Raw genomic sequence first — 23297 nt, forward strand, 5'->3', positions numbered from 1 at the left:
AGCTGAGCTACGGATGCATCGGGATTTACTACTGTACTGCTCGATATTCATATCACTTCGAAAGCAATATGAAGTAATAGATGGTGCATCCGGGAGGATTCGAACCTCCGACCGCTCGGTTCGTAGCCGAGTACTCTATCCAGCTGAGCTACGGATGCAAAATGGCGGTGAGGCGGGGATTCGAACCCCGGATGCAGCTTTTGACCGCATACTCCCTTAGCAGGGGAGCGCCTTCAGCCTCTCGGCCACCTCACCACACAACGCCTCTTTCGAGTGCTTCGAGTGACTCGTTAAGAGCTTCTCGTCGCTGCGTGGCGCATATATTACTTTCTGGGACTTATAAGTCAAACAATTTTCCAAAAGCTTTTATCGTTTGCACAAATCACACGCAATTCGCATGTAAAAGCCGCAAAGAGGGTGTTTTATAAGCGGATTTTGCAGGCAACGCCACAGAAAACATCTGCCGAAATGGCGGTATTGAGACGAGTTAAGGGTAACGGAGTGGTTAAAAAGAGAGCGATTGAAATTAAACGGTAACTTTGAGCAGGAAAAATAGCGGGAGGGTTGCGTCTCGCCCGACAGCGAGACGCGACAATATCAGTAACTGGACTGCTGGGATTTTTCAGCCTGGATACGCTGGTAGATCTCTTCACGGTGGACAGATACTTCTTTAGGAGCGTTAACACCAATACGTACCTGGTTACCCTTTACCCCTAAAACTGTCACGGTGACCTCATCCCCAATCATGAGGGTCTCACCAACTCGACGAGTCAGAATCAGCATTCTTTGCTCCTTGAAAGATTAAAAGAGTCGGGTCTCTTGTATCCCGGCATTATCCATCATATAACGCCAAAAAGTAAGCGATGACAAACACGTAAAGTGTAAGCAGTCACGGCATCACATTCTGTTAAACGTAAGTTTAGCCGATATACACAAACTCAACCTGACTTTATCGTTATCGATAGCACAGTGAACAAGACGCCATAACGTTGCCGCTATGGCGTCTGCTTGTGCTTTGTAGTTATTACAGTTTCGCGCTTACCCAGCTTTCAACGCTGGCTAATGCCGCAGGAAGTGCCGCCGCATCCGTACCACCGGCTTGCGCCATGTCCGGACGACCGCCACCCTTACCGCCCACCTGCTGGGCGACCATACCAATCAGTTCCCCTGCTTTAACGCGGTCGGTCACATCCTTAGAGACGCCCGCAATCAGAGAAACCTTACCTTCTGCCACCGTCGCCAGCACGATAACGGTAGAACCAAGCTGGTTCTTGAGATCGTCGACCATAGTGCGCAGCATCTTAGGCTCAACGCCCGCCAGATCGCTGACCAGCAGTTTGACGCCCTTAATGTCTACAGCCTTGCTGGAGAGGTTTGCACTCTCCTGCGCCGCAGCCTGCTCTTTCAGCTGCTGCAGCTCTTTTTCCAGCTGACGCGTGCGATCCAGCGCAACGCGCACTTTCTCGCCCAGATTCTGGCTATCGCCTTTCAGCAGCTGCGCGATGTCGTGCAGCTGATCGCTCTGCGCATGCAGGCTGGCGATTGCGCCTTCACCGGTCACCGCTTCAATACGACGCACACCTGCAGCCGTACCGGATTCGGAAACAATGCGGAACAGGCCGATGTCACCGGTGCGCGAGGCGTGGGTACCGCCGCACAGTTCGGTAGAGAAGTCGCCCATGCTCAGCACGCGAACGCGCTCGTCATATTTCTCGCCAAACAGCGCCATCGCACCTTTTTTCTTCGCGTCCTCAAGATCCATGATGTGGGTCTCAATTGGCAGGTTACGACGGATCTGCGCGTTCACCAGGTCTTCCACCGCGCGAATTTCAGACGGCTTCATCGCTTCAAAATGCGAGAAGTCGAAGCGCAGCACTTTATCGTTTACCAGAGAACCTTTCTGTGCAACATGGGTACCCAGCACGTCGCGCAGGGCTGCGTGCATCAGGTGGGTTGCAGAGTGGTTCAGACGAATGCGCGCACGGCGTGCTTCATCAACGTTAGCCTGTACGCCCTCGCCCACTTTCAGAGAACCGGATACCAGTTTGCCCTGGTGACCGATCGCCTGACCGTATTTCTGGGTGTCGCTAACGCTGAAGCTAAAACCGTTGCCTTTCAGTTCGCCTTTATCGCCAACCTGACCGCCGGATTCCGCATAGAACGGCGTTTTGTCCAGAATAACGACGGCTTCCTGACCCGCGCTGATGCTGTCTACGGCTTTACCGTCAACAAACAGGGCGGTCACTTTGCCGGTCAGTTCCAGCGCTTCATAACCTTTGAATTCAGACGCGCTATCAACGCGGATCATCGCGTTGTAGTCTGCACCGAAACCGCTGGACTCACGCGCACGACGACGCTGCTCTTCCATCGCGGCTTCAAATCCTGCTTCATCAACTTTGATGTTGCGCTCGCGGCAAACGTCCGCCGTCAGGTCAACCGGGAAGCCGTAGGTGTCGTACAGGCGGAAAGCGGTTTCGCCATCCAGCGTGTCGCCCTTAAGCTTCGCCAGTTCTTCGTCCAGCAGCGCCAGACCGCGCTCCAGCGTACGAGCGAACTGCTCTTCTTCGGTTTTCAGAACCTGCTCAACCTGCGCCTGCTGGCGTTTCAGCTCGTCGCCGGCTGACCCCATCACGCCAATCAGTGGCCCAACGAGTTTATAGAAGAAGGTATCCTTCGCGCCCAGCATGTTGCCGTGACGGATCGCACGGCGAATGATACGACGCAGCACGTAGCCACGGTTTTCATTCGACGGAATAACGCCGTCGGCAATCAGGAACGCACAGGAACGAATATGGTCTGCGATAACGCGCAGCGATTTGTTGTTCAGATCGGTCGCGCCGGTAACGTTCGCAACGGCTTTGATCAGAGTGCTGAACAGGTCAATCTCGTAGTTGGAGTTAACGTGCTGCAGAACCGCGGCGATACGCTCCAGGCCCATACCGGTATCAACGGATGGCTTCGGCAGCGGCTCCATAGTGCCGTCAGCCTGGCGGTTGAACTGCATGAAGACGATGTTCCAGATCTCAATATAGCGATCGCCGTCTTCTTCCGGGCTGCCTGGAGGGCCGCCCCAGATATGGTCGCCGTGATCGTAGAAGATCTCGGTGCACGGACCGCAAGGACCGGTGTCGCCCATCTGCCAGAAGTTATCAGACGCATATGGCGCGCCTTTGTTATCACCGATGCGAATAATACGCTCGCGCGGGATACCCACTTCTTTTTCCCAGATTTCGAACGCTTCGTCATCGGTTTCGTAGACGGTCACCCACAGACGCTCTTTCGGCAGGTTGAACCAGTTCTCACCGGTCAGCAGCTCCCATGCGTATTGAATGGCATCATGTTTGAAGTAGTCGCCGAAGCTGAAGTTACCCAGCATTTCGAAGAAGGTGTGATGGCGCGCGGTGTAACCGACGTTTTCCAGGTCGTTGTGTTTACCGCCCGCACGCACGCAACGCTGTGAGGTTGTGGCGCGGGAATAATTACGCTTGTCGAGACCAAGGAACACATCCTTGAACTGGTTCATCCCGGCGTTGGTAAACAGCAGAGTCGGATCGTTGTTCGGTACCAGGGAGCTGCTGGCAACAACCTGGTGTCCCTTACTATGGAAAAAATCGAGAAACGCCTGACGGATCTCAGCGGTGCTCTTGCTCATAATTATCCTGAAATCAAGCTAACGAAATGTCGTAGCCAGCCTGTATCGGTAAACCGTTGGACGGACCAGCTACTGGAAAAAGTGGGAATAAGATAAGTTTTCTTTAGTGGGAAGTAAAATCCCGCATGCGTTCAATCGGCAAAATTACGCCAGATATCCTGAATATCTTCCATCAGAAAGCCGCGGTAGAGCAAAAAGCGCTGGATTTTGACTTTTTCTGAAAATTCACGCGGCAACGGTTCGCCGTACTTACGAATCGCCTGCTCTTTTGCCAGTTCGCACCAGTCCGTGTCGCTTTCGCGCATCGCTTTTTCGATGGACTCCCTGGCTACCCCTTTCTGGTTCAGCTCCTGGCGGATGCGCGCGGGCCCATACCCTTTGCGACCACGGCTGGCGAGAAAACGCGAGGCAAACCGGTCATCGTCCAGGTAATGATGCTCATAGCACCAGGCCACCACGCGGTCGTAGTCTTCCGCAGTGGCATCAATCTCCTCCGGCCCGTTTTTGCTCATGACGGGCGCTGACAGCTTCCGCCGCAGCTCCTGTTCACTGTGGTCGCGCACGGCGAGAATGCGTACCGCACGATCCAGCAAGCGCGCGTAGGCGGGTCGGCGTGATGTCGGTTCACTCATAAAAAACCTGCAGAATCAGAAATGCAAAAAGGGCCGCGTCAGCAGCCCTTCATCTTTACACGAGAGACTTAAAAGTCTTCGTTGGTTTCTTCAGCATCCGCGGCATCCACCACGAAATCAGGTTTGGAGTCCTGGTTGTTCAGCAGAAGCTCACGCACCTTCTTCTCAATCTCTTTCGCCGCAGCCGGGTTCTCTTTCAGCCAGGAGATAGCATTCGCTTTACCCTGACCAATCTTGTCACCGTTGTAGCTGTACCAGGCGCCCGCTTTTTCAATCAGCTTCTCTTTCACGCCCAGGTCAACCAGTTCGCCGAGGAAGTTGATACCTTCGCCGTAGAGGATCTGGAATTCGGCCTGTTTGAACGGTGCTGCGATTTTGTTCTTCACAACCTTCACGCGGGTTTCGCTACCCACCACGTTCTCGCCCTCTTTCACCGCGCCGATACGGCGGATATCCAGACGGACAGAGGCGTAGAATTTCAGGGCGTTACCACCGGTGGTGGTTTCCGGGTTACCGAACATCACACCAATTTTCATACGGATCTGGTTGATGAAGATCAGCAGCGTATTGGACTGCTTCAGGTTACCGGCCAGCTTACGCATCGCCTGGCTCATCATACGTGCCGCGAGGCCCATGTGAGAGTCACCGATTTCACCTTCGATTTCCGCTTTTGGCGTCAGCGCCGCAACGGAGTCGACGATGATCACATCAACCGCACCGGAGCGTGCCAGCGCGTCACAAATTTCCAGCGCCTGCTCGCCGGTGTCCGGCTGGGAACACAGCAGGTTGTCGATATCAACGCCCAGCTTACGGGCATAGACCGGGTCCAGCGCGTGCTCGGCATCGATAAACGCACAGGTTTTACCTTCGCGCTGCGCCGCTGCAACAACCTGCAGGGTCAGCGTCGTTTTACCTGAGGATTCCGGACCGTAGATTTCTACGATACGCCCCATCGGCAAACCGCCCGCGCCCAGTGCGATATCCAGAGAAAGCGAACCGGTGGAGATAGTTTCCACATCCATGGAACGGTCTTCACCCAGGCGCATGATGGAGCCTTTACCGAATTGCTTTTCGATCTGGCCCAGTGCTGCCGCCAACGCTTTCTGTTTGTTTTCGTCGATAGCCATTATTACTCCTGTCATGCCGGGAGAAGCAACTGCGCTTCACCATGGACTTCTGTTCTGTTGGTGCAATTATACTGTATAGTCATACAGTATCAAGTATTTTGTAGAAATTGTTGCCAGAGCGTTTTTAACGCATAAACGGTAGCCTGACGACGCACGCTTTCGCGATCGCCGCTGAAGCACTCCCGACGGGTGATCCCTTCCCCTTTGGACGTGGCAAACCCGAACCAGACGGTGCCGACAGGCTTCACGTCGCTGCCGCCGTCCGGCCCCGCGATGCCGCTGATGGAAATGGCGTAATCTGCCCGCGCCTCTTTCAGCGCGCCAATGGCCATTTCAATGACAACCGGTTCGCTGACCGCGCCATGCTGTTCCAGCGTGGCTTCGCGCACGCCAATCATCTGCGCCTTAGCTTCGTTACTGTAGGTCACAAAGCCACGTTCAAACCAGGCGGAACTGCCGGCGATATCGGTAATCGCTTTCGCCACCCAGCCGCCGGTGCAGGATTCCGCGGTGGTAATAGTCGCGCCACGCTGCTTCAGGGCAAGGCCAACGATCTCGCTAAGCTGCATCAATTCATGGTCAGTCATTCTTGCTCCAGGCTTGAGAAAAACGTGCAGCACAAGATAGCACTTTCTCGTCAGATATGGGGATGCGCTTCAGGTTTTACGAGGGGGCTTCAGAAAAAAGCCGGTGCGGGCGCACCGGCTGTAAAAATATTATTTCATGCTGTTCGCAAGCGTATCGACATTATGGCGAAACGCCTTAACGTAGGTGTCTGCTGCCCCACCTTTTGCCGACAGGGCTTCCGGGTAAAGTTCGCCGCCCGGCTGTGCGCCCGTCGCCGACGCAATCTGCTTCACCAGACGCGGATCGAGCTGGTTTTCCATAAACCATGTTTTCACGCCGTCGGCTTTAATCTGCTTGATAATCTCCGCCACCTGAGACGCGCTGGCCTCGCTCTCTGAAGAGAGTCCTTGAGGTGCCATGAAGGTTACGCCGTAAGCGCGGCCAAAATAACCAAACGCGTCATGGCTGGTCAGCACTTTGCGCTTTTCCTGCGGGATCTGGCTAAAGCGCGTTTTGGCCCAGCTGTCCAGTTGAGTCAGTTGCGCAATGTATGGTTTTCCTGAAGCCTCCAGCGCCGCTTTGTCTTCCGGATCGGCTTTCACCAGCCCGTTCAGAATATTTTGCGCATACAGCGCACCGTTCGCCGCGCTGTTCCAGGCGTGCGGATCGGTCACGGTCTTTCCATCTTCCTCAAGCGTGTGGGTTTTCACCCCGTTTGAGGCGACGACCAGCTGGCCTTTGAACCCGGAGGCTTTCACCAGGCGGTCGAGCCAGCCTTCCAGCCCCAAACCGTTGACCACGACCACGTCAGCCTTGCTCAGCGCCGCGCTGTCCTTAGGCGACGGTTCGAAGGTATGGGGATCGCCGTCCGGCCCCACCAACGTCGTCACGTTTACACGATCGCCCCCCACCTCCTGTGCGATATCCCCCAGTATCGAAAAGCTGGTGACCACATTCAGCGTTTTCGCCATCACGCTATGCGACATCATCCCCAGCGCTAGCGCCATGATTAATCCTGTACTTTTCATCGTTTCCCCTTGCGTTAATAAAGCGCCCGCAGGCTGCCAGCCAGCCTGCTGCGCGTGCCAAATAAAACGGAAATAAAGAACAGCGCGCTGGCGGTCAGCACAATAGATGGCCCCGCGGGTAAACTTGCCGCCCAGGAGAGGCTTAGCCCCAGCCACGCGCAGAAAATACCGCTGATACCAGCCATCAGGAGTAATCCGGGTAAGGTGCGGACCCAACAGCGCGCCGCCACCGCCGGGAGCATCATCAGCCCGACGGCCATCAGCGTGCCGAGCACCTGAAAACCGGCCACCAGGTTCAGGACCAGCAGCGCCAGAAACAGACCGTGCAATACGCCGGGTAGCCAGCGGGCATTCACCTGCAGCCAGGCGGTGTCAAACGCCTCCGTCACCAGCCCGCGGTAAAAAAGGGCCAGCATGATAAGGGTGAAGATGCACACGCCGGTCACAAACAGCGCGGCGTCGTTGTCCACCGCGAGGATTGAGCCAAACAGCAGATGCAGCAGATCGACATTCGAGCCGCGCAGAGATACCAGCGTGACGCCCAGCGCCAGTGACCCCAGGTAAAAACCGGCAAAGCTGGCATCCTCTTTCAGCGGCGTGCGGCGGCTGACCAGCCCGGCCACCAGCGCAACGGCAATCCCGGCGATAAACCCGCCGACGGTCATAGCCAACAGCGACATCCCGCTGAGCAAATACCCCACGGCGACGCCGGGCAAAATGGCGTGAGAAAGCGCATCGCCCATCAGGCTCATCCGGCGCAGCTGAAGAAACACGCCGAGCGCGGTGGTGCTGACGGAGAGCGCCAGGCAAACCACCAACGCGCGGCGCATAAAGCCGAATTCGATAAACGGCTGGAAGAATGTGTGCCAGATCATGCCACCCTCACCCATTCGGTTTTCCACTGGGGGGCGTCAGTATCCAGCCGCAGCGTCTGCGGGAAGTGGCGCGCCACGCGCTCGCTGTCGTGCAGTACCGCGAGCAGCGTTTGCCCCTGCATATACATCTCCAGCATCAGGTCCATCAGCACGTTGCAGGTCGCTTCATCAACGCCGGTGAAGGGCTCGTCGAGCATCACCAGCGGCGCCTGCTGTACTAACACGCGGGCAAAAAGCATGCGCTGAAACTGGCCGCCGGAGAGTTCATCAATGGTGGAGAGCGCCATCGACTCCAGCCCCACGCGCTCAAGTGCACCACTAATGCGCAGACGCGCTTCGCGACGAAAACCGGCGAAAAGCGAAATTCCGGGCCAGCAGCCCATGCTCACCACGTCCTGGACGGTCAGCGGAAATTGCGCTTCCAGCGCGTGACGCTGCGCCAGCCAGCCGATTACCGGTCGTCTACCCTGCCAGTGAAATCTGCCGCTGACGGGCGGAATAAATCCGGCGAGGGTTTTCAGCAGCGTGGATTTGCCGCAGCCGTTGGCGCCGATAATCGCGGTCATGCTGCCGCGTTCAATCACGCCCGAAAGCGGACGCGTGACGGGCTGGCGGTCGTAGCCCGCAACCAGTGCGTTCATCACGATCATGGCAGCGCCACCGCCCAGCGCACGGCCAGCCCGAGAAAAAGAATGAGCACCATCGCCAGCAGCAGCCGAACCGGGGATGAGAGAGAAAACAGGGACATGGATATTTCAACTCAAAAATAATGTTATAACATAACAATAATGAAAGGCGATGAAGATGTAAACGGCGGGAGTGACATGGGAGTGTGGCGAAATGTTTCTGCGGGAAAGAGGTGCGCGCGGGTGCCCTCTCCCACAGGGAGAGGGCGGAATAAGGCGAGTTACTGACTAAACGGCGACGCCGCCGGGACGCGAGCCTGCGATACCGCCAGCCCCAGTTGCCACACCGCCATCGCATAGTGGGTGCTATGGTTGTAGCGGGTGATGGTGTAGAAGTTCGGCATGCCGTACCAGTACTGGTAGCCGGTTCCCACGTCCAGACGCAGCAGGCTCACCTGGTCAACATTGCCCAGCGGCTGGGTTGGCGTTAAGCCTGCCGCCGTCAGCTGTGCAACGCTGTATTTGGTTTTAAAGCCGTTTTCCAGACCAAACGCTTCGCCGTTCGCCTGCACGGCAACCTGGCCGCCCGGCGTCCAGCCGTGCGCTTTGAAGTAGTTCGCCACGCTGCCGATGGCATCCACCGGATCCCACAGGTTAATGTGACCATCCCCGTTAAAGTCGACGGCATACTGCTTATAGGAGGACGGCATAAACTGGCCGTAGCCCATCGCGCCGGCAAATGACCCTTTCAGATCGAGCGGATCGTCCTGCTCGTTGCGCGCCATCAGCAGGAAGGTTTCCAGCTCGGAAGAGAAATACTCCGCGCGGCGCGGGTAGTTAAAGGAGAGCGTCGCCAGTGCGTCGAGGATGCGGGTTTTGCCCATCACGCGCCCCCAGCGGGTCTCTACGCCGATAATCCCGACGATGATTTCCGGCGGCACGCCGTAAACCTGCCACGCGCGGTTGAGCGCATCTTCATACTGGTTCCAGAACACCACGCCGTTTTGCACGTTGTCCGGGGTAATAAACTGTTTGCGGTAGCGCAGCCATGCGCCGTTCGGCCCGCTCGGCACCTGGGCGGACGGTGCCTGCCTGTCCATCAGGCGCAGAACGTAGTCCAGACGCTTCGCCTGAGACAAAATTTCATGCAGCTGCTGGCGGTCGAAACCGTGTTTGCTCACCATTTTATCAATGAACTGCTCGGCCGCCGGGTTATTCGCGAAGTCGCCTCCCATCTGCATCATATTGTGCTGCGGCTCCAGCAGGAATCCCCCGGAAGGCGCGCCCGCCGTTTGCTGAACGGCTTCGGTCTTAGGTTTGCTGCTACAGGCAGACAGCAGGATAAGCGCAGGCAACAGCGCTGCATAACGACGCTTGAACATGAGACATCCATTTAACGGGTTCGATAAGAACCCAGTATGGTAAAGCATCCGCAACACCTCAAGGAAGCGGTACGCGCCTCCACAACGCAAATCCGCGCTTTTTTCCACCGAAAATTATTCACCCCATCAATTAACTTTCAAAATAATACATTTTTCTTTCATTGTGAGATCTAACTAACACTTTAAAACCTTTCAAAGTGATTATTATTAGCCGCAGTTATACAAAAACAAAAAAGCCCCACAGGAGAGAAGAATGATAGAAACCATTACCCACGGCGCCGAGTGGTTCATCGGGCTGTTTCAGAAAGGCGGAGAAGTGTTCACCGGCATGGTGACCGGGATCCTGCCCCTGCTGATCAGCCTGCTGGTGATCATGAACGCGCTGATCAACTTTATCGGCCAGCAGCGCATCGAACGCTTTGCCCAGCGCTGCGCCGGTAACCCGCTGTCCCGCTACCTGATATTGCCATTCATCGGCACCTTTGTTTTCTGTAACCCGATGACCTTAAGCCTCGGCCGCTTTATGCCGGAAAAGTACAAGCCGAGCTACTACGCCGCCGCCTCCTACAGCTGCCACTCGATGAACGGCCTGTTCCCGCACATCAACCCCGGAGAGCTGTTTGTCTATCTCGGGATCGCCAGCGGCCTGACCACGCTTGGCCTGCCGCTCGGCCCGCTGGCGGTTAGCTACCTGCTGGTTGGCCTGGTGACCAACTTCTTCCGCGGCTGGGTGACCGACCTCACCACCGCTATTTTCGAGAAAAAAATGGGCATCCAGCTTGAACAGAAGGTCCATCTTTCAGGAGCGACAGCATGAACCGGATCCGCATTGAGAAAGGCACGGGCGGCTGGGGCGGCCCGCTGGAGTTCGACGCCACCGAAGGCAAAAAGATCGTCTACATCACCGCGGGCACGCGCCCGGCGATTGTTGACAAGCTGCGCGAGCTGACCGGATGGGAAGCGGTTGACGGCTTTAAAGAGGGCGAGCCGCCGGAAGCGGACATCGGCGTGGCGGTGATTGACTGCGGCGGCACGCTGCGCTGCGGCATCTATCCGAAGCGCCGCATTCCGACGGTGAATATTCACTCCACCGGGAAATCCGGTCCGCTGGCGCAGTACATCCTTGAGGACATTTATGTCTCGGGCGTGAAGGAGGACAACATCACTCTGATGAATGGCACTGCCGCGCCGCAAAAAGCAGCCCCGCGCGAGTACGACACCAGCAAGAAGATCACCGAGCAGAGCGACGGCCTGCTGGCGAAGGTCGGGATGGGGATGGGCTCCGCCGTGGCGGTGCTGTTCCAGTCCGGGCGCGACACTATCGACACGGTGCTGAAAACGATTCTGCCGTTTATGGCGTTCGTCTCGGCGCTGATCGGCATCATCATGGCGTCCGGTCTGGGCGACTGGATTGCCCATGGCCTCGCCCCGCTCGCCAGTCACCCGCTCGGGCTGGTGACGCTGGCACTGATCTGCTCCTTCCCGCTGCTGTCGCCGTTCCTCGGCCCGGGCGCGGTGATTGCCCAGGTCATCGGCGTGCTGATAGGGGTGCAGATTGGTCTGGGCAACATTCCCCCGCACCTCGCCCTGCCCGCCCTGTTTGCCATTAACGCCCAGGCGGCGTGCGACTTCATCCCCGTGGGGCTGTCGCTGGCCGAAGCGCGCCAGGACACCGTGCGCGTGGGCGTACCGTCCGTGCTGGTGAGCCGCTTCCTGACGGGCGCGCCGACGGTGCTGATTGCCTGGTTTGTCTCCGGCTTTATCTATCAATAAGAGGTTCCTGCAATGAACGTCATTTACCAGACCACCATTACCCGCATCGGCCAGAGCGCAGCGGACGCGCTGAGCGACCAGATGCTGATCACCTTCCGCGAAGGCGCTCCGGCGGATATCGAAGAGTTTTGCTTTATCCACTGCCACGGCGAACTGAACGGCGAGCTGAAGGCCGGAAGCCAGCTGGAGCTGGGCGAGGCGCGCTATGCCGTCACCGCCGTCGGCGACGTGGCCGAGCAAAACCTGCGCGAGCTCGGCCACATCACCCTGCGCTTCGACGGCCAGCCGCAGGCGGAATACCCCGGTACGGTTCACGTGGATGGCCCGGTTCCGCAGGCTGTCACCCCAGGCTGCACGTTAAAATTTGTTGCGTAATTAAGGAGAATCTCATGAGTCAGGTTGCCGTTGTCATTGGTGGGGGACAAACCTTAGGCGAGTTCCTCTGCCGTGGGCTTGCCGCAGAGGGCTACCGCGTGGCGGTAGTGGACATTCAGAGTGAAAAAGCCGCCCGCGTGGCGGACACCATTAACACCGAGTTTGGCGAAGGGATGGCGTACGGGTTTGGTGCCGACGCCACCAGCGAGCAGAGCGTGATGGCGCTAGCTCGCGGCGTGGACGAGATTTTTGGGCGCACCGACCTGCTGGTCTACAGCGCGGGGATTGCGAAAGCGGCGTTTATCAGCGATTTCGAGCTGGGGGATTTTGACCGTTCGCTGCAGGTGAATCTGGTGGGCTATTTCCTTTGCGCCCGCGAGTTTTCCCGCCTGATGATCCGCGACGGGATTCAGGGGCGCATCATTCAGATCAACTCAAAATCCGGGAAAGTGGGCAGCAAGCACAACTCCGGGTACAGCGCGGCGAAGTTTGGCGGCGTGGGGCTGACGCAGTCCCTGGCGTTGGATCTGGCCGAATACGGGATTACCGTGCACTCGCTGATGCTGGGCAACCTGCTGAAATCGCCGATGTTCCAGTCCCTGCTGCCGCAGTACGCCACCAAGCTCGGCATCAAGGCTGAGGAAGTGGAGCAGTACTACATCGATAAAGTGCCGCTGAAGCGCGGGTGTGACTATCAGGACGTGCTGAACATGCTGCTGTTTTACGCCAGTCCGAAAGCGTCGTACTGCACCGGGCAGTCGATTAACGTGACCGGTGGGCAGGTGATGTTCTGATCGAGCGGCCTGATGCCCTCACCCTAACCCTCTCCCACCGGGAGAGGGAACAAAACAAGGAGTCGATATGGTAACCGCACTCATCACCGTCGCCGCCCTCGCCTGGCTGTGCCAGATGGCGTTTGGCGGCTGGCAGATCCACCAGTTTAACCGCGCGTTTGATGCGCTGTGTCAGAAGGGCCGCGTCGGCGTCGGGCGTTCCGGCGGACGCTTTAAACCGCGCGTGGTCGTCGCTGTAGCGCTGGACGAGCACGACCGGGTGTGCGATTCCCTCCTCATGCGTGGCATGACGGTATTTGCCCGTCCGGCCAAAATCCAGGCAATCAACGGCCTCTTGTTACAGGAATTGCAGCCTGATGTGATCTTTCCCCATGATTCACTCTGTCAGAATGCACTATCATTAGCGCTCAATCTGAAACATGGATAATTTCGTTGTGAAAGTTATAGACTTGCGAAATTATCATTTCGCAACCTAAGGAACAAAGCGCCTATGAAACCACGTCAGCGGCAGGCGGCCATTCTCGAGCATCTGCAAAAGCAGGGAAAATGCTCGGTAGAGGATCTGGCCCACTACTTTGACACCACCGGCACGACAATACGCAAGGACCTGGTATTGCTCGAAAACTCTGGCGCCGTTATTCGCACCTATGGCGGCGTGGTGCTCAACAAGGACGAAGCGGACCCGCCAATCGATCACAAAACGCTGATCAATACCCACCAGAAAGCGCTGATTGCCGAAGCCGCCGTCAAATTTATCCAGGACGGCGATTCCATCATCCTCGACGCAGGCAGTACCGTCCTGCAGATGATCCCCCTGCTCAGCCGCTTCAACAACATCACGGTGATGACCAACAGCCTGCACATCGTCAACGCGCTGTCGGAGTTCGACAGCGAGCAGACCATCCTGATGCCCGGCGGCACCTTCCGCAAAAAATCGGCGTCCTTTCACGGCCAGCTGGCGGAGAACGCTTTCGACCACTTTAGCTTCGATAAACTGTTTATGGGCACCGACGGCATCGACCTGAACGCAGGCGTCACGACGTTTAACGAGGTGTTCAGCGTCAGCAAAGCCATGTGTAACGCCGCGCGGGAGGTGATTTTAATGGCCGACTCGTCGAAGTTTGGCCGCAAAAGCCCCAATATTGTCTGTAGCCTCGAAAGCGTTGATAAGCTGATTACCGACGCGGGTATCGATCCGGCGTTCAAAAAAGCGCTGGAAGAGAAAGGGATCGACGTGATCGTAACCGGAGAAAGAGATGAGTGATTTTCTGTTAGAAACGGGCCGCCAGACGCTGATGCTGGAGCTGCAGGAAGCCAGCCGCCTGCCGGAACGTCTGGGCGAGGATTTTGTCCGCGCCGCCAACACCATTATCCACTGCGAAGGCAAAGTGATTGTGGCGGGTATCGGTAAATCCGGCCATATCGGCAAGAAGATTGCCGCGACGCTCGCCAGCACCGGTACCCCGGCGTTCTTCGTGCATCCGGCAGAGGCACTGCATGGCGATCTCGGGATGATCGAAAGCCGCGACGTGATGCTGTTTATCTCCTACTCCGGTTCGGCCAAAGAGCTGGATCTGATTATTCCGCGCCTGCAGGAAAAATCGGTCGCCCTGCTGGCGATGACCGGGAAACCCCGCTCGCCGCTGGCGCTGGCCGCCAAAGCGACGCTGGATATTTCCGTTGAGCGTGAAGCCTGCCCGATGCACCTCGCCCCGACCTCCAGCACCGTTAACACCCTGATGATGGGCGACGCGCTGGCGATGGCGGTAATGCAGGCGCGCGGATTCAATGAGGAAGATTTTGCCCGTTCGCATCCGGCAGGTGCGCTCGGCGCGCGACTGCTCAATAAGGTTCACCATCTGATGCGCACTGACGATGCCATTCCGCAGGTCAAACTCGATACCAGCGTGATGGACGCGATGCTGGAGCTGAGCCGCACCGGTCTGGGGCTGGTGGCGGTATGCGATGACGGCGGAAACGTGAAGGGCGTGTTCACCGACGGCGACCTGCGCCGCTGGCTGGTGGGCGGCGGCAGGCTGGAAACAAACGTGTCTGACGCCATGACCAAAGGCGGGCTGACGCTCAACGCCGACAGCCGTGCCATTGAAGCCAAAGAGGTGCTGATGAAGCGCAAAATCACCGCCGCACCGGTGGTGGACGAGCACGGCAGGCTGTGCGGCGCTATCAACCTGCAGGACTTCTACCAGGCCGGGATTATTTAACCCTTCAGCCCAAGTCGCTTCGCCAGCCGGTGCAGGTTGGCGACGTCCATCTCCAGCGCCCGCGCGCACGCCGCCCAGCTGCGGTTATTCAGCTCCAGCGCGCGGGTAATCATCTGACGCTGAAACTCTTCCGTCGCTTCGCGCAGGTTTTCGATTGCGCTCTCAGGCACAGCAGGCTTCACGGTCGGGGCATTTTCCTCATGCAGCGCAAAATGGCGCGCATGAATCACCACTTCATCCCCCGAGCGCGTCGCCCTCGCCAGCACCACCGCGCGGTGAATCGCATGCTCCAGCTCGCGCACGTTGCCCGGCCAGCCGTAGCTGAGCAGATGCGCTCTCGCCCCCGGGCTAAGCACCACGCGGGACAGCCCCATTTTGAGACGGCACTGTTCGCAGAAATAACCCGCCAGCAGCACCACGTCGTCTCCGCGCTCGCGCAGCGGCGGCACGGACAGCGGGAACACGCTCAGGCGATGGAACAGGTCGGTGCGGAACTGCCCGGCCAGCACCGCTTCGCGCAGATCCCGGTTGGTCGCAGCAAGGACCCGCACGTCCACCCGCAGGCTGCGGTCATCCCCCACGCGCTGGATGTCGCCGTACTGCAATACGCGCAGCAGCTTGGCCTGAAGTGAAAGGGAAAGCTCGCCAATCTCATCAAGAAACAGCGTGCCGTTATCGGCCATTTCAAACTTGCCGCTGCGGTTGCTGATGGCCCCGGTAAACGCCCCTTTGACGTGACCGAACAGCTCGCTCTCCGCCACGCTTTCCGGCAGCGCGGCGCAGTTGAGGTACACCAGCGGGTTGACCGCGCGCGGCGAAGCTTCATGGATGGACTTCGCCACCAGCTCCTTACCGGTACCAGTCTCTCCGAAGATCAGCACGTTCAGATCGGACGCGGCGACAATCTCAATCTCTTTTTTGAGCTGCGCCATGCCCGGTGAAAGGCCGATCATCTCGGTGTGCGCCACCGGCTCAAACGCCGTCGGGCTACCGGGAAGAAAATTCTGGCTCTCCAGCTGCTCTATCAGCAGCGCATTATTCAGCGCCCCGGCGGCCAGCGCCGCAATCAGGCGCAGCTCTTCGTCGCTGAAGGTGTCGAACTGATCCGGCGACATGCCGTCGAGGGTTAATGCGCCAATCAGATTCTGCCCGGCGAACAGCGGCAGGCCAATACAGGCGTGCACCTTCAGGCTCTCCTGCCCCGGAATCAGACCGTCGTACGGATCGGGCAGATCGCTGTCTGCCGGGAAACGCACCACGTCGCCCGCGCGGGCGATGGTTTCCAGACGCGGATGGCCCTCCAGCGTAAAGCGCCGCCCGAGTACGTCCTTCGCCAGGCCGTCGATAGCCAGCGGAATAAACTGCCGCCCTTCGTAACGCAGCAGCGCCGACGCATCGCAATCCAGCACGTGGCGCAGCGTGGAGATCAGGCGCTGAAAGCGGTCCTGATGGCCGATACCGGTTTGCAGCTCAATGGCGATCTTCGCCAGGACGTCTACGGAAAAGCTCATGACTGCCTCACTGTCATTTTGACAATGAATAATGTCATATTGACTCTTTTTAGGATAGTCATAATGACTACTCATTACGGGGCATTAAATCACAACCCATTGAATATTAATAGTTTAAAAAGTTGGCATGCAACTTGATATAAGCAAACCATCTTATTTGAAAACGCTGTATTAAGTTGAGGTTGCTATGTCTATTCTGGTTAAAAATAACATTCATTGGGTGGGTCAACGTGACTGGGAAGTGCGCGATTTCCACGGGACGGAATACAAAACGCTGCGCGGCAGCAGCTACAACAGCTATCTCATCCGCGAAGGTAAAAACGTTCTGATCGATACCGTCGATCACAAATTCAGCCGTGAGTTCGTGCAGAACCTGCGCGGTGAAATCGACCTGAATGACATCGACTACATCATCATCAACCATGCGGAAGAGGACCACGCCGGGGCGCTGACCGAACTGATGTCCCACATTCCGGATACCCCAATCTACTGCACCACCAACGCCATTGATTCAATTAACGGCCACCACCATCATCCAGAGTGGAACTTCCACACTGTAAAAACCGGCGACACGCTGGATATCGGCAACGGCAAGCAGCTGATCTTCGTCGAAACCCCGATGCTGCACTGGCCGGACAGCATGATGACCTACATGACCGGCGACGCGGTGCTGTTCAGCAACGACGCCTTCGGCCAGCACTACTGCGACGAACGCCTGTTTAATGATGAAGTGGATCAGACCGAGCTGTTCGAACAGTGTCAGCGCTACTACGCCAACATCCTGACCCCGTTCAGCCGCCTGGTGACGCCTAAAATTACCGAGATCCTCGGCTTCAACCTGCCGGTGGAGATGATTGCCACCTCCCACGGCGTGGTGTGGCGTGAAAACCCCACCCAGATCGTCGAGCTGTATCTGAAGTGGGCCGCGGATTACCAGGAAGACCGCATCACTATCTTCTACGACACCATGTCCAACAACACCCGCATGATGGCGGACGCGATTGCCCAGGGGATCAATGAAGTTGACCCGAACGTGGCGGTGAAAATCTTCAACGTGGCGCGCAGCGATAAGAACGAGGTATTGACCAACGTCTTCCGCTCCAAGGGCGTGCTGGTGGGAACCTCCACCATGAATAACGTGATGATGCCGAAGATTGCCGGCCTGGTGGAAGAGATGACCGGCCTGCGCTTTCGTAACAAACGCGCCAGCGCCTTTGGTTCACACGGCTGGAGCGGCGGCGCGGTAGACCGTCTTTCCACCCGTTTACAGGATGCAGGTTTTGAGATGTCCATGAGCCTGAAGGCGAAATGGCGTCCGGATATCGACGCCCTGGAAATCTGCCGCCAGCATGGCCGCGACATCGCCCGTCAGTGGGCGCTCGCCCCGCTGCCGGAAACCGCCCCCGCCGCGGCGGTTCCGCCGGAAGCCGAAGCGGAAGCCGTCGCTGCCGACCTCGGGCCTTGCATGCAGTGCAGCGTATGCCAGTGGATTTACGACCCGGAACGGGGCGAGCCGCTGCAGGATGTTGCCCCGGGCACGCCGTGGAGCGAGGTGCCGGACAACTTCCTCTGCCCGGAATGCTCCCTCGGCAAAGACGTCTTTGATGAACTGGCAACGGAGGCAAAATGAGCCACGGCATCGTTATCATCGGCTCGGGCTTTGCTGCCCGCCAGCTGGTGAAAAATATCCGCAAACAGGATGCAAACGTGCCGTTGACGCTGATCGCCGCCGACAGCATGGACGAGTACAACAAGCCTGATTTAAGCCACGTCATCAGCCAGAATCAGCGCGCCGACGAACTCACCCGCCAGACGGCGGGGGAGTTCGCAGAGCAGTTCAACCTGCGCCTGTTTCCGTACACCTGGGTTACGGATATTGACGCCGACGCCCATGTGGTGAAAGCGAAAGATCATACCTGGCAGTACGACAGGCTGGTGCTGGCGACCGGGGCATCTGCGTTTGTGCCGCCGGTTGAGGGCCGCGAGCTGATGATTACCCTCAACAGCCAGCAGGAGTATCAGGGCAGCGAAACCCTGTTACGCGATGCGCAACGGGTGATGATTGTCGGCGGCGGGCTGATCGGCACCGAGCTGGCGATGGACTTCTGTCGGGCGGGAAAATCCGTGACCCTGGTTGACCACGCAGCGAGCATTCTGTCGGCGCTGATGCCGGCAGAAGTAAGCAGTCGCTTACAGCATCGTCTGACTTATATGGGCGTGCATCTGATGTTGAAATCGCAGCTACAAAGCCTGAGCAAAACCGAAGGCGGTATCCGTGCCACGCTCGACCGAAGCCGCAGCCTAGAAGTGGATGCGGTGGTTGCCGCGACGGGTCTGCGCCCGGAAACCGCGCTGGCGCATCGCGCAGGGGCTGAAATAAACCGCGGCGTGAAGGTAAATAGCTACCTGCAAACCACGCGGCCGGATATTTATGCCCTGGGCGACTGCGCGGAAATTAACGGCCAGGTGCTGCCCTTCCTGCAGCCGATACAATTAAGCGCCATGTATCTGGCAAAAAACCTGCTCGGCGGCAGCGCGCCGCTGAAATTACCCGCCATGCTGGTAAAGGTCAAAACGCCGGAATTGCCGCTGCATCTTGCAGGTGAAACGCAGCGTCAGGATCTGAACTGGCAAATTACCCTCGAACCACAGGGAATGGTGGCGCGCGGCACCGATGCAGACGGTCAGATGCGCGCCTTTGTCGTCAGCGAAGACCGGATGAAGGAGGCCTTCGCCCTGCTGAAATCGCTGCCTGCTTAACCCTCGTATTGCCGGGTAGCGCTCCGCTTACCCGGCCTACATGCAGACCCGCGCAAGCGTAGCGCCGCCGGGTAAAACAGGGTGGGGAGTTCAGGAGCGCACCACCAGCGCGTCGTAGCCGCGCCAGCGATAGTTGGCCATGGAGATGAGCCAGCAGGCAACAAACAGCCCGACAACCACAAATCCGGCGTTGCCCAGGTTGTCATTTACCGCGCCGATCAGATCCCAGATGCCGCCACTGAGGGCAAATTTATCCATCAGCAGGCCCAGCGCTTCCAGCCCGCCGATAAACAGCGCAACCACCACAGAGGTGCCGGTGATGGTCATGTTGTAGTAGAGCTTGCGCTGCGGTTTATCAAACGCCCAGCCGTAGGCACCGACCATCAGCAGGTTATCGAGCGTATCCACCAGCGCCATGCCGCTGGCGAAGAGCGCCGGGAAGATCATGATTGACCACACGGACATCCCGCTGGAGGCGCTGGCGGCGGAGATCCCCAGCACGCCAATTTCGGTGGCCGTGTCGAAGCCGAGGCCAAACAGGAAACCCACCAGATACATCTGCCAGCTTTTATTGACGAGGCGGAAGGTTTTACCGAACAGCCAGTTCATAACGCCCCCCTGGGCAGGCAGAGTGACGTCACCCTGCACCGTCTGGCCCTTTTTCAGCGCCTGGAAACTGCGCCAGACGCCGCGCAGGATCACCATATTCACCAGCGCCATCGCCAGCAGGAAAGTAGCGGATACCGCAGTGCCAATCAGGCTGCCGGTTTCGTGGAACCATTCCATGTTTTTCTGAAACGCCGTGGCGGTGGCGGCGATGGCAATGGAGGCCAGCACCACGATGGTGGAGTGCCCCAGCGAGAACCACGCCCCCACCCCGCACGGGCGTTTGCCCTGCTGCATCATCTTACGCGTCACGGTATCAATGGCCGCGATGTGGTCGGCATCCACCGCATGGCGCAGCCCGTAGCACCACGCCAGCAGGCTGGCGGCCATCAGCGCCGTGCTGCCGCTAAAAGAGTGCCATGCCCATCCCCAGGCCAGCAGGTTTGCCATTACCAGAGCCAGCAGCAGAAGCGCGGCGCGAGGTTCGTTGCGTAACAGTCGTAACATTTTAAATCCTTTTTGAACATGACCGGGCAGCGGCAACCACCGCCTGCCCGAAGGAGATCGCTCCGTCACCTGCGGGCAGGCGCGAAGGAAAAAGAAGCGTAAAGTCAGAGAGATGATGACGCAGGCGCGCGCGCAGCAGGCGGTTGTGCAACACGCCGCCGCTGAAGCAGATTGTCGAAATCGATAAGCGTCGGGCATGGCGCGCGGCGAGCTGAGCCAGCCCTTTTGCCAGCGCGTCGTGAAACGCCCACGCGCGCTCGCAGGGCTCCGCCTGCCAGTTCAGCCACTGCTGCCAGAACAGCGCAAGGTTATTCGCTTTCAGAATCACCGGATGGTCAACGCCCGCGCACTGCGATGCCAGCGCCTCCAGCCTGCACGCTGCCTCGCCTTCGTAGCGCTGCGTGTCAATGCCCAGCGCGCAGGCGACCGCGTCAAACAAACGACCGCAGGACGACGCCTGCGGCGCGTTGATGCCACGCTGGATCGCCGTTGCCAGCAGCGGCCAGCTGTGGCGCTGAACCGCTCGCGTTTCCGGGTAGCGTTGCCAGTCCGGGACAAACGCCAGGCAGTGGGCGAGCAGATTACGCCACGGCTGCTTTGCCGCCAGATCGCCGCCCGGCAGCGCCACGGCAGGCAGGCCGCCGAGCCGTTCGCAGTCGAGATAGTTCACCCGCAGGCACTCTCCGCCCCACAGCGCGCCGTTCTCGCCCATGCCGATCCCGTCCAGCGTCAGAGCGATAGCGTCTCCGCCGCCGAGCGGCCAGCCGTTCTCCGCCAGGCACGCCGCCGCGTGAGCGTGATGATGCAGCACGGTTTCGACGGGCAGCGCCTGCTCCTGCGCCCACCGGCGCGCGCGATACCCCGGATGGGCATCGCACACCAGCTTATCAGGCTGGAAAGCGTAGATGCCCTGCATCGTCGAGAGCGCGCTGCGCCACTGCGCCTCTACGCCCTCGTCGCTCAGATCGCCAAAGTGCTGGCTCAGCACCGCCTGGTTGCCGCGCACCAGGCAGAAGGTATTTTTCATCTCTGCACCGGTGCACAGCATGGCGGGGATATTCTCAAAACCCGCGGGCAACGTGACGGCATCGGGCACAAAACCCCGGGCACGACGCAGGATAGCGCCATCCCGATCCATCACCGAATCATCCATGCGCTGCAGGATGTCGCGGTTGTGCAGCAGGAAGCCGTCCGCGATGCCGCTGAGATCCTCCAGCGCCTGCGCGTTGGTGACGGCAGGCGGCCTGCCGCAGAGGTTGCCGGAGGTCATCACCAGCGGGCGCCGGCAGTCCATCAGCAAAAGATGCTGGAGCGGGTTCGCGGGCAGCATCACGCCAACGCAGTCGAGCCCTGGGGCAATTTCCTCGGGAAACGCGGGAAGCGAAGCTTTCGGCGTCAGCACGATCGGTGCCGCGGGCGAGCGTAACAGCGTCTGTATCGTCTCCGGCAGATCGTCCGCATCCGGTAGCATCACCGCCAGCGGCTTCGTCGGGCGCTGCTTGCGCATTCGCAGTTTCTGTATCGCCTGCGGATCCAGCGCGTCGCAAACGAGGTGGAAACCGCCCAGCCCTTTCACCGCGACAATGCCGCCGCCTTTCAGCATCGACACCGCCGCGCGTAAAGCCGACTCGCGTATGGCAACAGCATCTCCGGCTCGCCATTCCAGCTGCGGCCCGCAGTCCGGGCAGGCCACCGGCTGGGCGTGGAAGCGGCGGTCGGCCGGGTTGCGGTACTCGGTTTCGCACGGCGCGCAGAGCGGGAATGCGGCCATCGACGTGGCCGGACGGTCGTACGGCATGGCGCGGATAATGGTAAACCGAGGCCCGCAGTGGGTGCAGTTGATAAACGGGTAACGATAGCGGCGCTCGCGGGGATCGCGCATTTCAGCCAGACACGCCGGGCAGGTGGCGGCATCCGGTACGATTTGCGTATCCATCGCCCCGCGATCGCTGTGGCGGATGGTAAAGTCCTCAGGCATGTCCGCCCAGGTGAACGGCTGCGTTTCAACGCGATCGATGCGTGCCAGCGGTGGGCAGTCCTGATGCAGCCTCGCGGTAAAGTCCCCCCCATTACCCGCGAGACGCACCAGGACACCCTCTCCGTCGTTGCAGACATCGCCCACAAGCTTCAGCCGGTGCGCCAGCTGCCAGACGAAGGGCCGAAACCCCACGCCCTGCACTTTGCCGCGCACCCGAAGCAGTACGCCGTTAACGCTCATCGCAGCTTAAAACAGCAGCGATGACGAGGTGTCGAACGCCGCGCGACGGCGTTTTTCTGCGCTCATCTGCTCAAGCTTGTCACGATCCACGCAGACCAGCGCGTGCGTCGGGCAGGCCTCCATACAGGCCGGGCCGGCTTCGCGGTGATAGCAAAGATCGCATTTATTGGCTTCGGCTTTCTCTGCCCGCACGCTCAGCCCCATGCCGCTGTTGCGCACCACCGGGCGGACAACCACCTCCATCGCGCCATACGGACAGGCCACCACGCAGGTTTTGCAGCCGATGCAGCGCTCCTGCATCACGTGCACAAAGCCCTTCTCGCGCTTAATCGCCCCGTTCGGGCAGACGTTCGCGCACGGCGCATCTTCGCACTGGCGACAGATGGCGGCGGTGGAAATATTCACACCTTTAATGACGTGAATGCGCGGCAGGAAGGTATCGGGAGTGAGAGAGGCGCAATCCTGCTCCGCCTGGTGGGAAACCACGCACGCCACTTCACAGGTACGGCAACCAATGCACTTGCTGGCATCGGCCATAATAAAACGGTTCATCTGCTTCTCCGGCATAACTGTTATGCGCGAAGCTATTCACAAACCGTGCCAATATTTAACCCACTGATTTTTAACAATAATGAAAACGCA

General features: G+C 58.7%; 22 protein-coding genes and 2 tRNA genes. 9 read left to right on the forward strand and 15 right to left on the reverse strand.

Annotated elements, in window-relative coordinates:
- Window positions 1-81 precede the first annotated feature (81 nt).
- The 11 genes from IM295_RS01410 to mltB form a co-directional block, all read right to left on the reverse strand.
- Window positions 82-158 (reverse strand) — tRNA-Arg (locus IM295_RS01410).
- Window positions 159-162: 4 nt separating this feature from the next.
- Window positions 163-255, reverse strand: a tRNA-Ser gene (locus IM295_RS01415).
- Window positions 256-597: 342 nt separating this feature from the next.
- Window positions 598-783, reverse strand: a complete 186-nt coding sequence (csrA, locus tag IM295_RS01420) for a carbon storage regulator CsrA (protein WP_000906486.1) — start codon at window positions 781-783, stop codon at window positions 598-600.
- A gap of 241 nt (window positions 784-1024) precedes the next feature.
- Complete coding sequence (gene alaS / locus IM295_RS01425) at window positions 1025-3652, reverse strand: alanine--tRNA ligase (RefSeq protein ID WP_028014187.1); 2628 nt, start codon at window positions 3650-3652, stop codon at window positions 1025-1027.
- Between the two features lie 131 nt (window positions 3653-3783).
- Window positions 3784-4284: a recombination regulator RecX gene (recX, locus tag IM295_RS01430; RefSeq protein WP_028014188.1), complete on the reverse strand. Its 501-nt coding sequence runs from the start codon at window positions 4282-4284 to the stop codon at window positions 3784-3786.
- A gap of 68 nt (window positions 4285-4352) precedes the next feature.
- Window positions 4353-5411, reverse strand: coding sequence for a recombinase RecA (gene recA / locus IM295_RS01435; RefSeq protein WP_028014189.1), 1059 nt, complete (start codon window positions 5409-5411; stop codon window positions 4353-4355).
- Window positions 5412-5500: 89 nt separating this feature from the next.
- Window positions 5501-5998: a nicotinamide-nucleotide amidase gene (gene pncC / locus IM295_RS01440; protein ID WP_028014190.1), complete on the reverse strand. Its 498-nt coding sequence runs from the start codon at window positions 5996-5998 to the stop codon at window positions 5501-5503.
- 129 nt (window positions 5999-6127) lie between these two features.
- Window positions 6128-7006 carry a metal ABC transporter substrate-binding protein gene (locus tag IM295_RS01445; RefSeq protein ID WP_028014191.1) on the reverse strand — a complete coding sequence of 293 codons (879 nt, stop codon included), beginning with the start codon at window positions 7004-7006 and terminating at the stop codon, window positions 6128-6130.
- Window positions 7007-7020: 14 nt separating this feature from the next.
- Window positions 7021-7881, reverse strand: a complete 861-nt coding sequence (locus IM295_RS01450; protein ID WP_188246054.1) for a metal ABC transporter permease — start codon at window positions 7879-7881, stop codon at window positions 7021-7023.
- A complete protein-coding gene (locus IM295_RS01455; RefSeq protein ID WP_193066116.1) occupies window positions 7878-8531 on the reverse strand; it encodes a metal ABC transporter ATP-binding protein in 654 nt (217 codons plus the stop codon). Before IM295_RS01455 ends, IM295_RS01450 begins: the two co-directional genes overlap by 4 nt.
- Window positions 8532-8788: 257 nt before the next feature.
- Window positions 8789-9889 (reverse strand): lytic murein transglycosylase B, encoded by a 1101-nt coding sequence (gene mltB, locus IM295_RS01460; protein WP_170228335.1) that lies wholly within the window; start codon window positions 9887-9889, stop codon window positions 8789-8791.
- A 253-nt stretch (window positions 9890-10142) separates the two neighbouring features.
- On the opposite strand from mltB, the gene srlA reads away from it, so the two are divergent.
- From srlA to gutQ, 7 genes are all read left to right on the forward strand, one after another.
- Window positions 10143-10706, forward strand: coding sequence for a PTS glucitol/sorbitol transporter subunit IIC (srlA, locus tag IM295_RS01465; protein ID WP_003862164.1), 564 nt, complete (start codon window positions 10143-10145; stop codon window positions 10704-10706).
- Window positions 10703-11662 carry a PTS glucitol/sorbitol transporter subunit IIB gene (locus IM295_RS01470; RefSeq protein WP_192971695.1) on the forward strand — a complete coding sequence of 320 codons (960 nt, stop codon included), beginning with the start codon at window positions 10703-10705 and terminating at the stop codon, window positions 11660-11662. The genes srlA and IM295_RS01470 overlap by 4 nt, the downstream gene beginning before the upstream one ends.
- A 12-nt stretch (window positions 11663-11674) precedes the next feature.
- Complete coding sequence (gene srlB, locus IM295_RS01475) at window positions 11675-12037, forward strand: PTS glucitol/sorbitol transporter subunit IIA (protein WP_045261263.1); 363 nt, start codon at window positions 11675-11677, stop codon at window positions 12035-12037.
- A 14-nt stretch (window positions 12038-12051) separates the two neighbouring features.
- The gene (gene srlD, locus IM295_RS01480) at window positions 12052-12831 is read left to right on the forward strand and encodes a sorbitol-6-phosphate dehydrogenase (RefSeq protein WP_023294411.1); all 780 of its coding nucleotides are present in this window, start codon (window positions 12052-12054) and stop codon (window positions 12829-12831) included.
- Between the two features lie 67 nt (window positions 12832-12898).
- Window positions 12899-13258, forward strand: a complete 360-nt coding sequence (gene gutM / locus IM295_RS01485) for a transcriptional regulator GutM (protein WP_041908501.1) — start codon at window positions 12899-12901, stop codon at window positions 13256-13258.
- A 63-nt stretch (window positions 13259-13321) separates the two neighbouring features.
- Window positions 13322-14095 carry a DNA-binding transcriptional repressor gene (locus IM295_RS01490; protein WP_010434430.1) on the forward strand — a complete coding sequence of 258 codons (774 nt, stop codon included), beginning with the start codon at window positions 13322-13324 and terminating at the stop codon, window positions 14093-14095.
- Window positions 14088-15053: an arabinose-5-phosphate isomerase GutQ gene (gene gutQ / locus IM295_RS01495; protein ID WP_041908497.1), complete on the forward strand. Its 966-nt coding sequence runs from the start codon at window positions 14088-14090 to the stop codon at window positions 15051-15053. The genes IM295_RS01490 and gutQ overlap by 8 nt, the downstream gene beginning before the upstream one ends.
- Here the strand turns inward: gutQ and norR are convergent.
- On the reverse strand, window positions 15050-16564 hold the full coding sequence (norR, locus tag IM295_RS01500; RefSeq protein ID WP_193066117.1) for a nitric oxide reductase transcriptional regulator NorR: 1515 nt from the start codon (window positions 16562-16564) through the stop codon (window positions 15050-15052). The two genes, gutQ and norR, sit on opposite strands and share 4 nt — an antisense overlap.
- 187 nt (window positions 16565-16751) lie before the next feature.
- On the opposite strand from norR, the gene norV reads away from it, so the two are divergent.
- Both norV and norW read left to right on the forward strand, forming a co-directional pair.
- Complete coding sequence (gene norV, locus IM295_RS01505) at window positions 16752-18194, forward strand: anaerobic nitric oxide reductase flavorubredoxin (RefSeq protein WP_193066118.1); 1443 nt, start codon at window positions 16752-16754, stop codon at window positions 18192-18194.
- On the forward strand, window positions 18191-19324 hold the full coding sequence (gene norW, locus IM295_RS01510; protein ID WP_193066119.1) for an NADH:flavorubredoxin reductase NorW: 1134 nt from the start codon (window positions 18191-18193) through the stop codon (window positions 19322-19324). The genes norV and norW overlap by 4 nt, the downstream gene beginning before the upstream one ends.
- Before the next feature lie 90 nt (window positions 19325-19414).
- Here norW and IM295_RS01515 read toward each other — a convergent pair whose 3' ends face one another.
- Genes IM295_RS01515 through hydN form a run of 3 tightly spaced genes read right to left on the reverse strand, consistent with a single transcriptional unit; the run spans window position 19415 to window position 23207 of the window.
- The gene (locus IM295_RS01515; protein ID WP_045261259.1) at window positions 19415-20437 is read right to left on the reverse strand and encodes a HoxN/HupN/NixA family nickel/cobalt transporter; all 1023 of its coding nucleotides are present in this window, start codon (window positions 20435-20437) and stop codon (window positions 19415-19417) included.
- Window position 20438: 1 nt separating this feature from the next.
- Window positions 20439-22655, reverse strand: a complete 2217-nt coding sequence (gene hypF / locus IM295_RS01520) for a carbamoyltransferase HypF (RefSeq protein WP_193066120.1) — start codon at window positions 22653-22655, stop codon at window positions 20439-20441.
- Between the two features lie 6 nt (window positions 22656-22661).
- Window positions 22662-23207 carry an electron transport protein HydN gene (hydN, locus tag IM295_RS01525; protein ID WP_008499565.1) on the reverse strand — a complete coding sequence of 182 codons (546 nt, stop codon included), beginning with the start codon at window positions 23205-23207 and terminating at the stop codon, window positions 22662-22664.
- Window positions 23208-23297 lie beyond the last annotated feature (90 nt).

Source organism: Enterobacter cloacae complex sp. P14RS, assembly GCF_014895895.1.
Classification (GTDB): domain Bacteria; phylum Pseudomonadota; class Gammaproteobacteria; order Enterobacterales; family Enterobacteriaceae; genus Enterobacter; species Enterobacter bugandensis.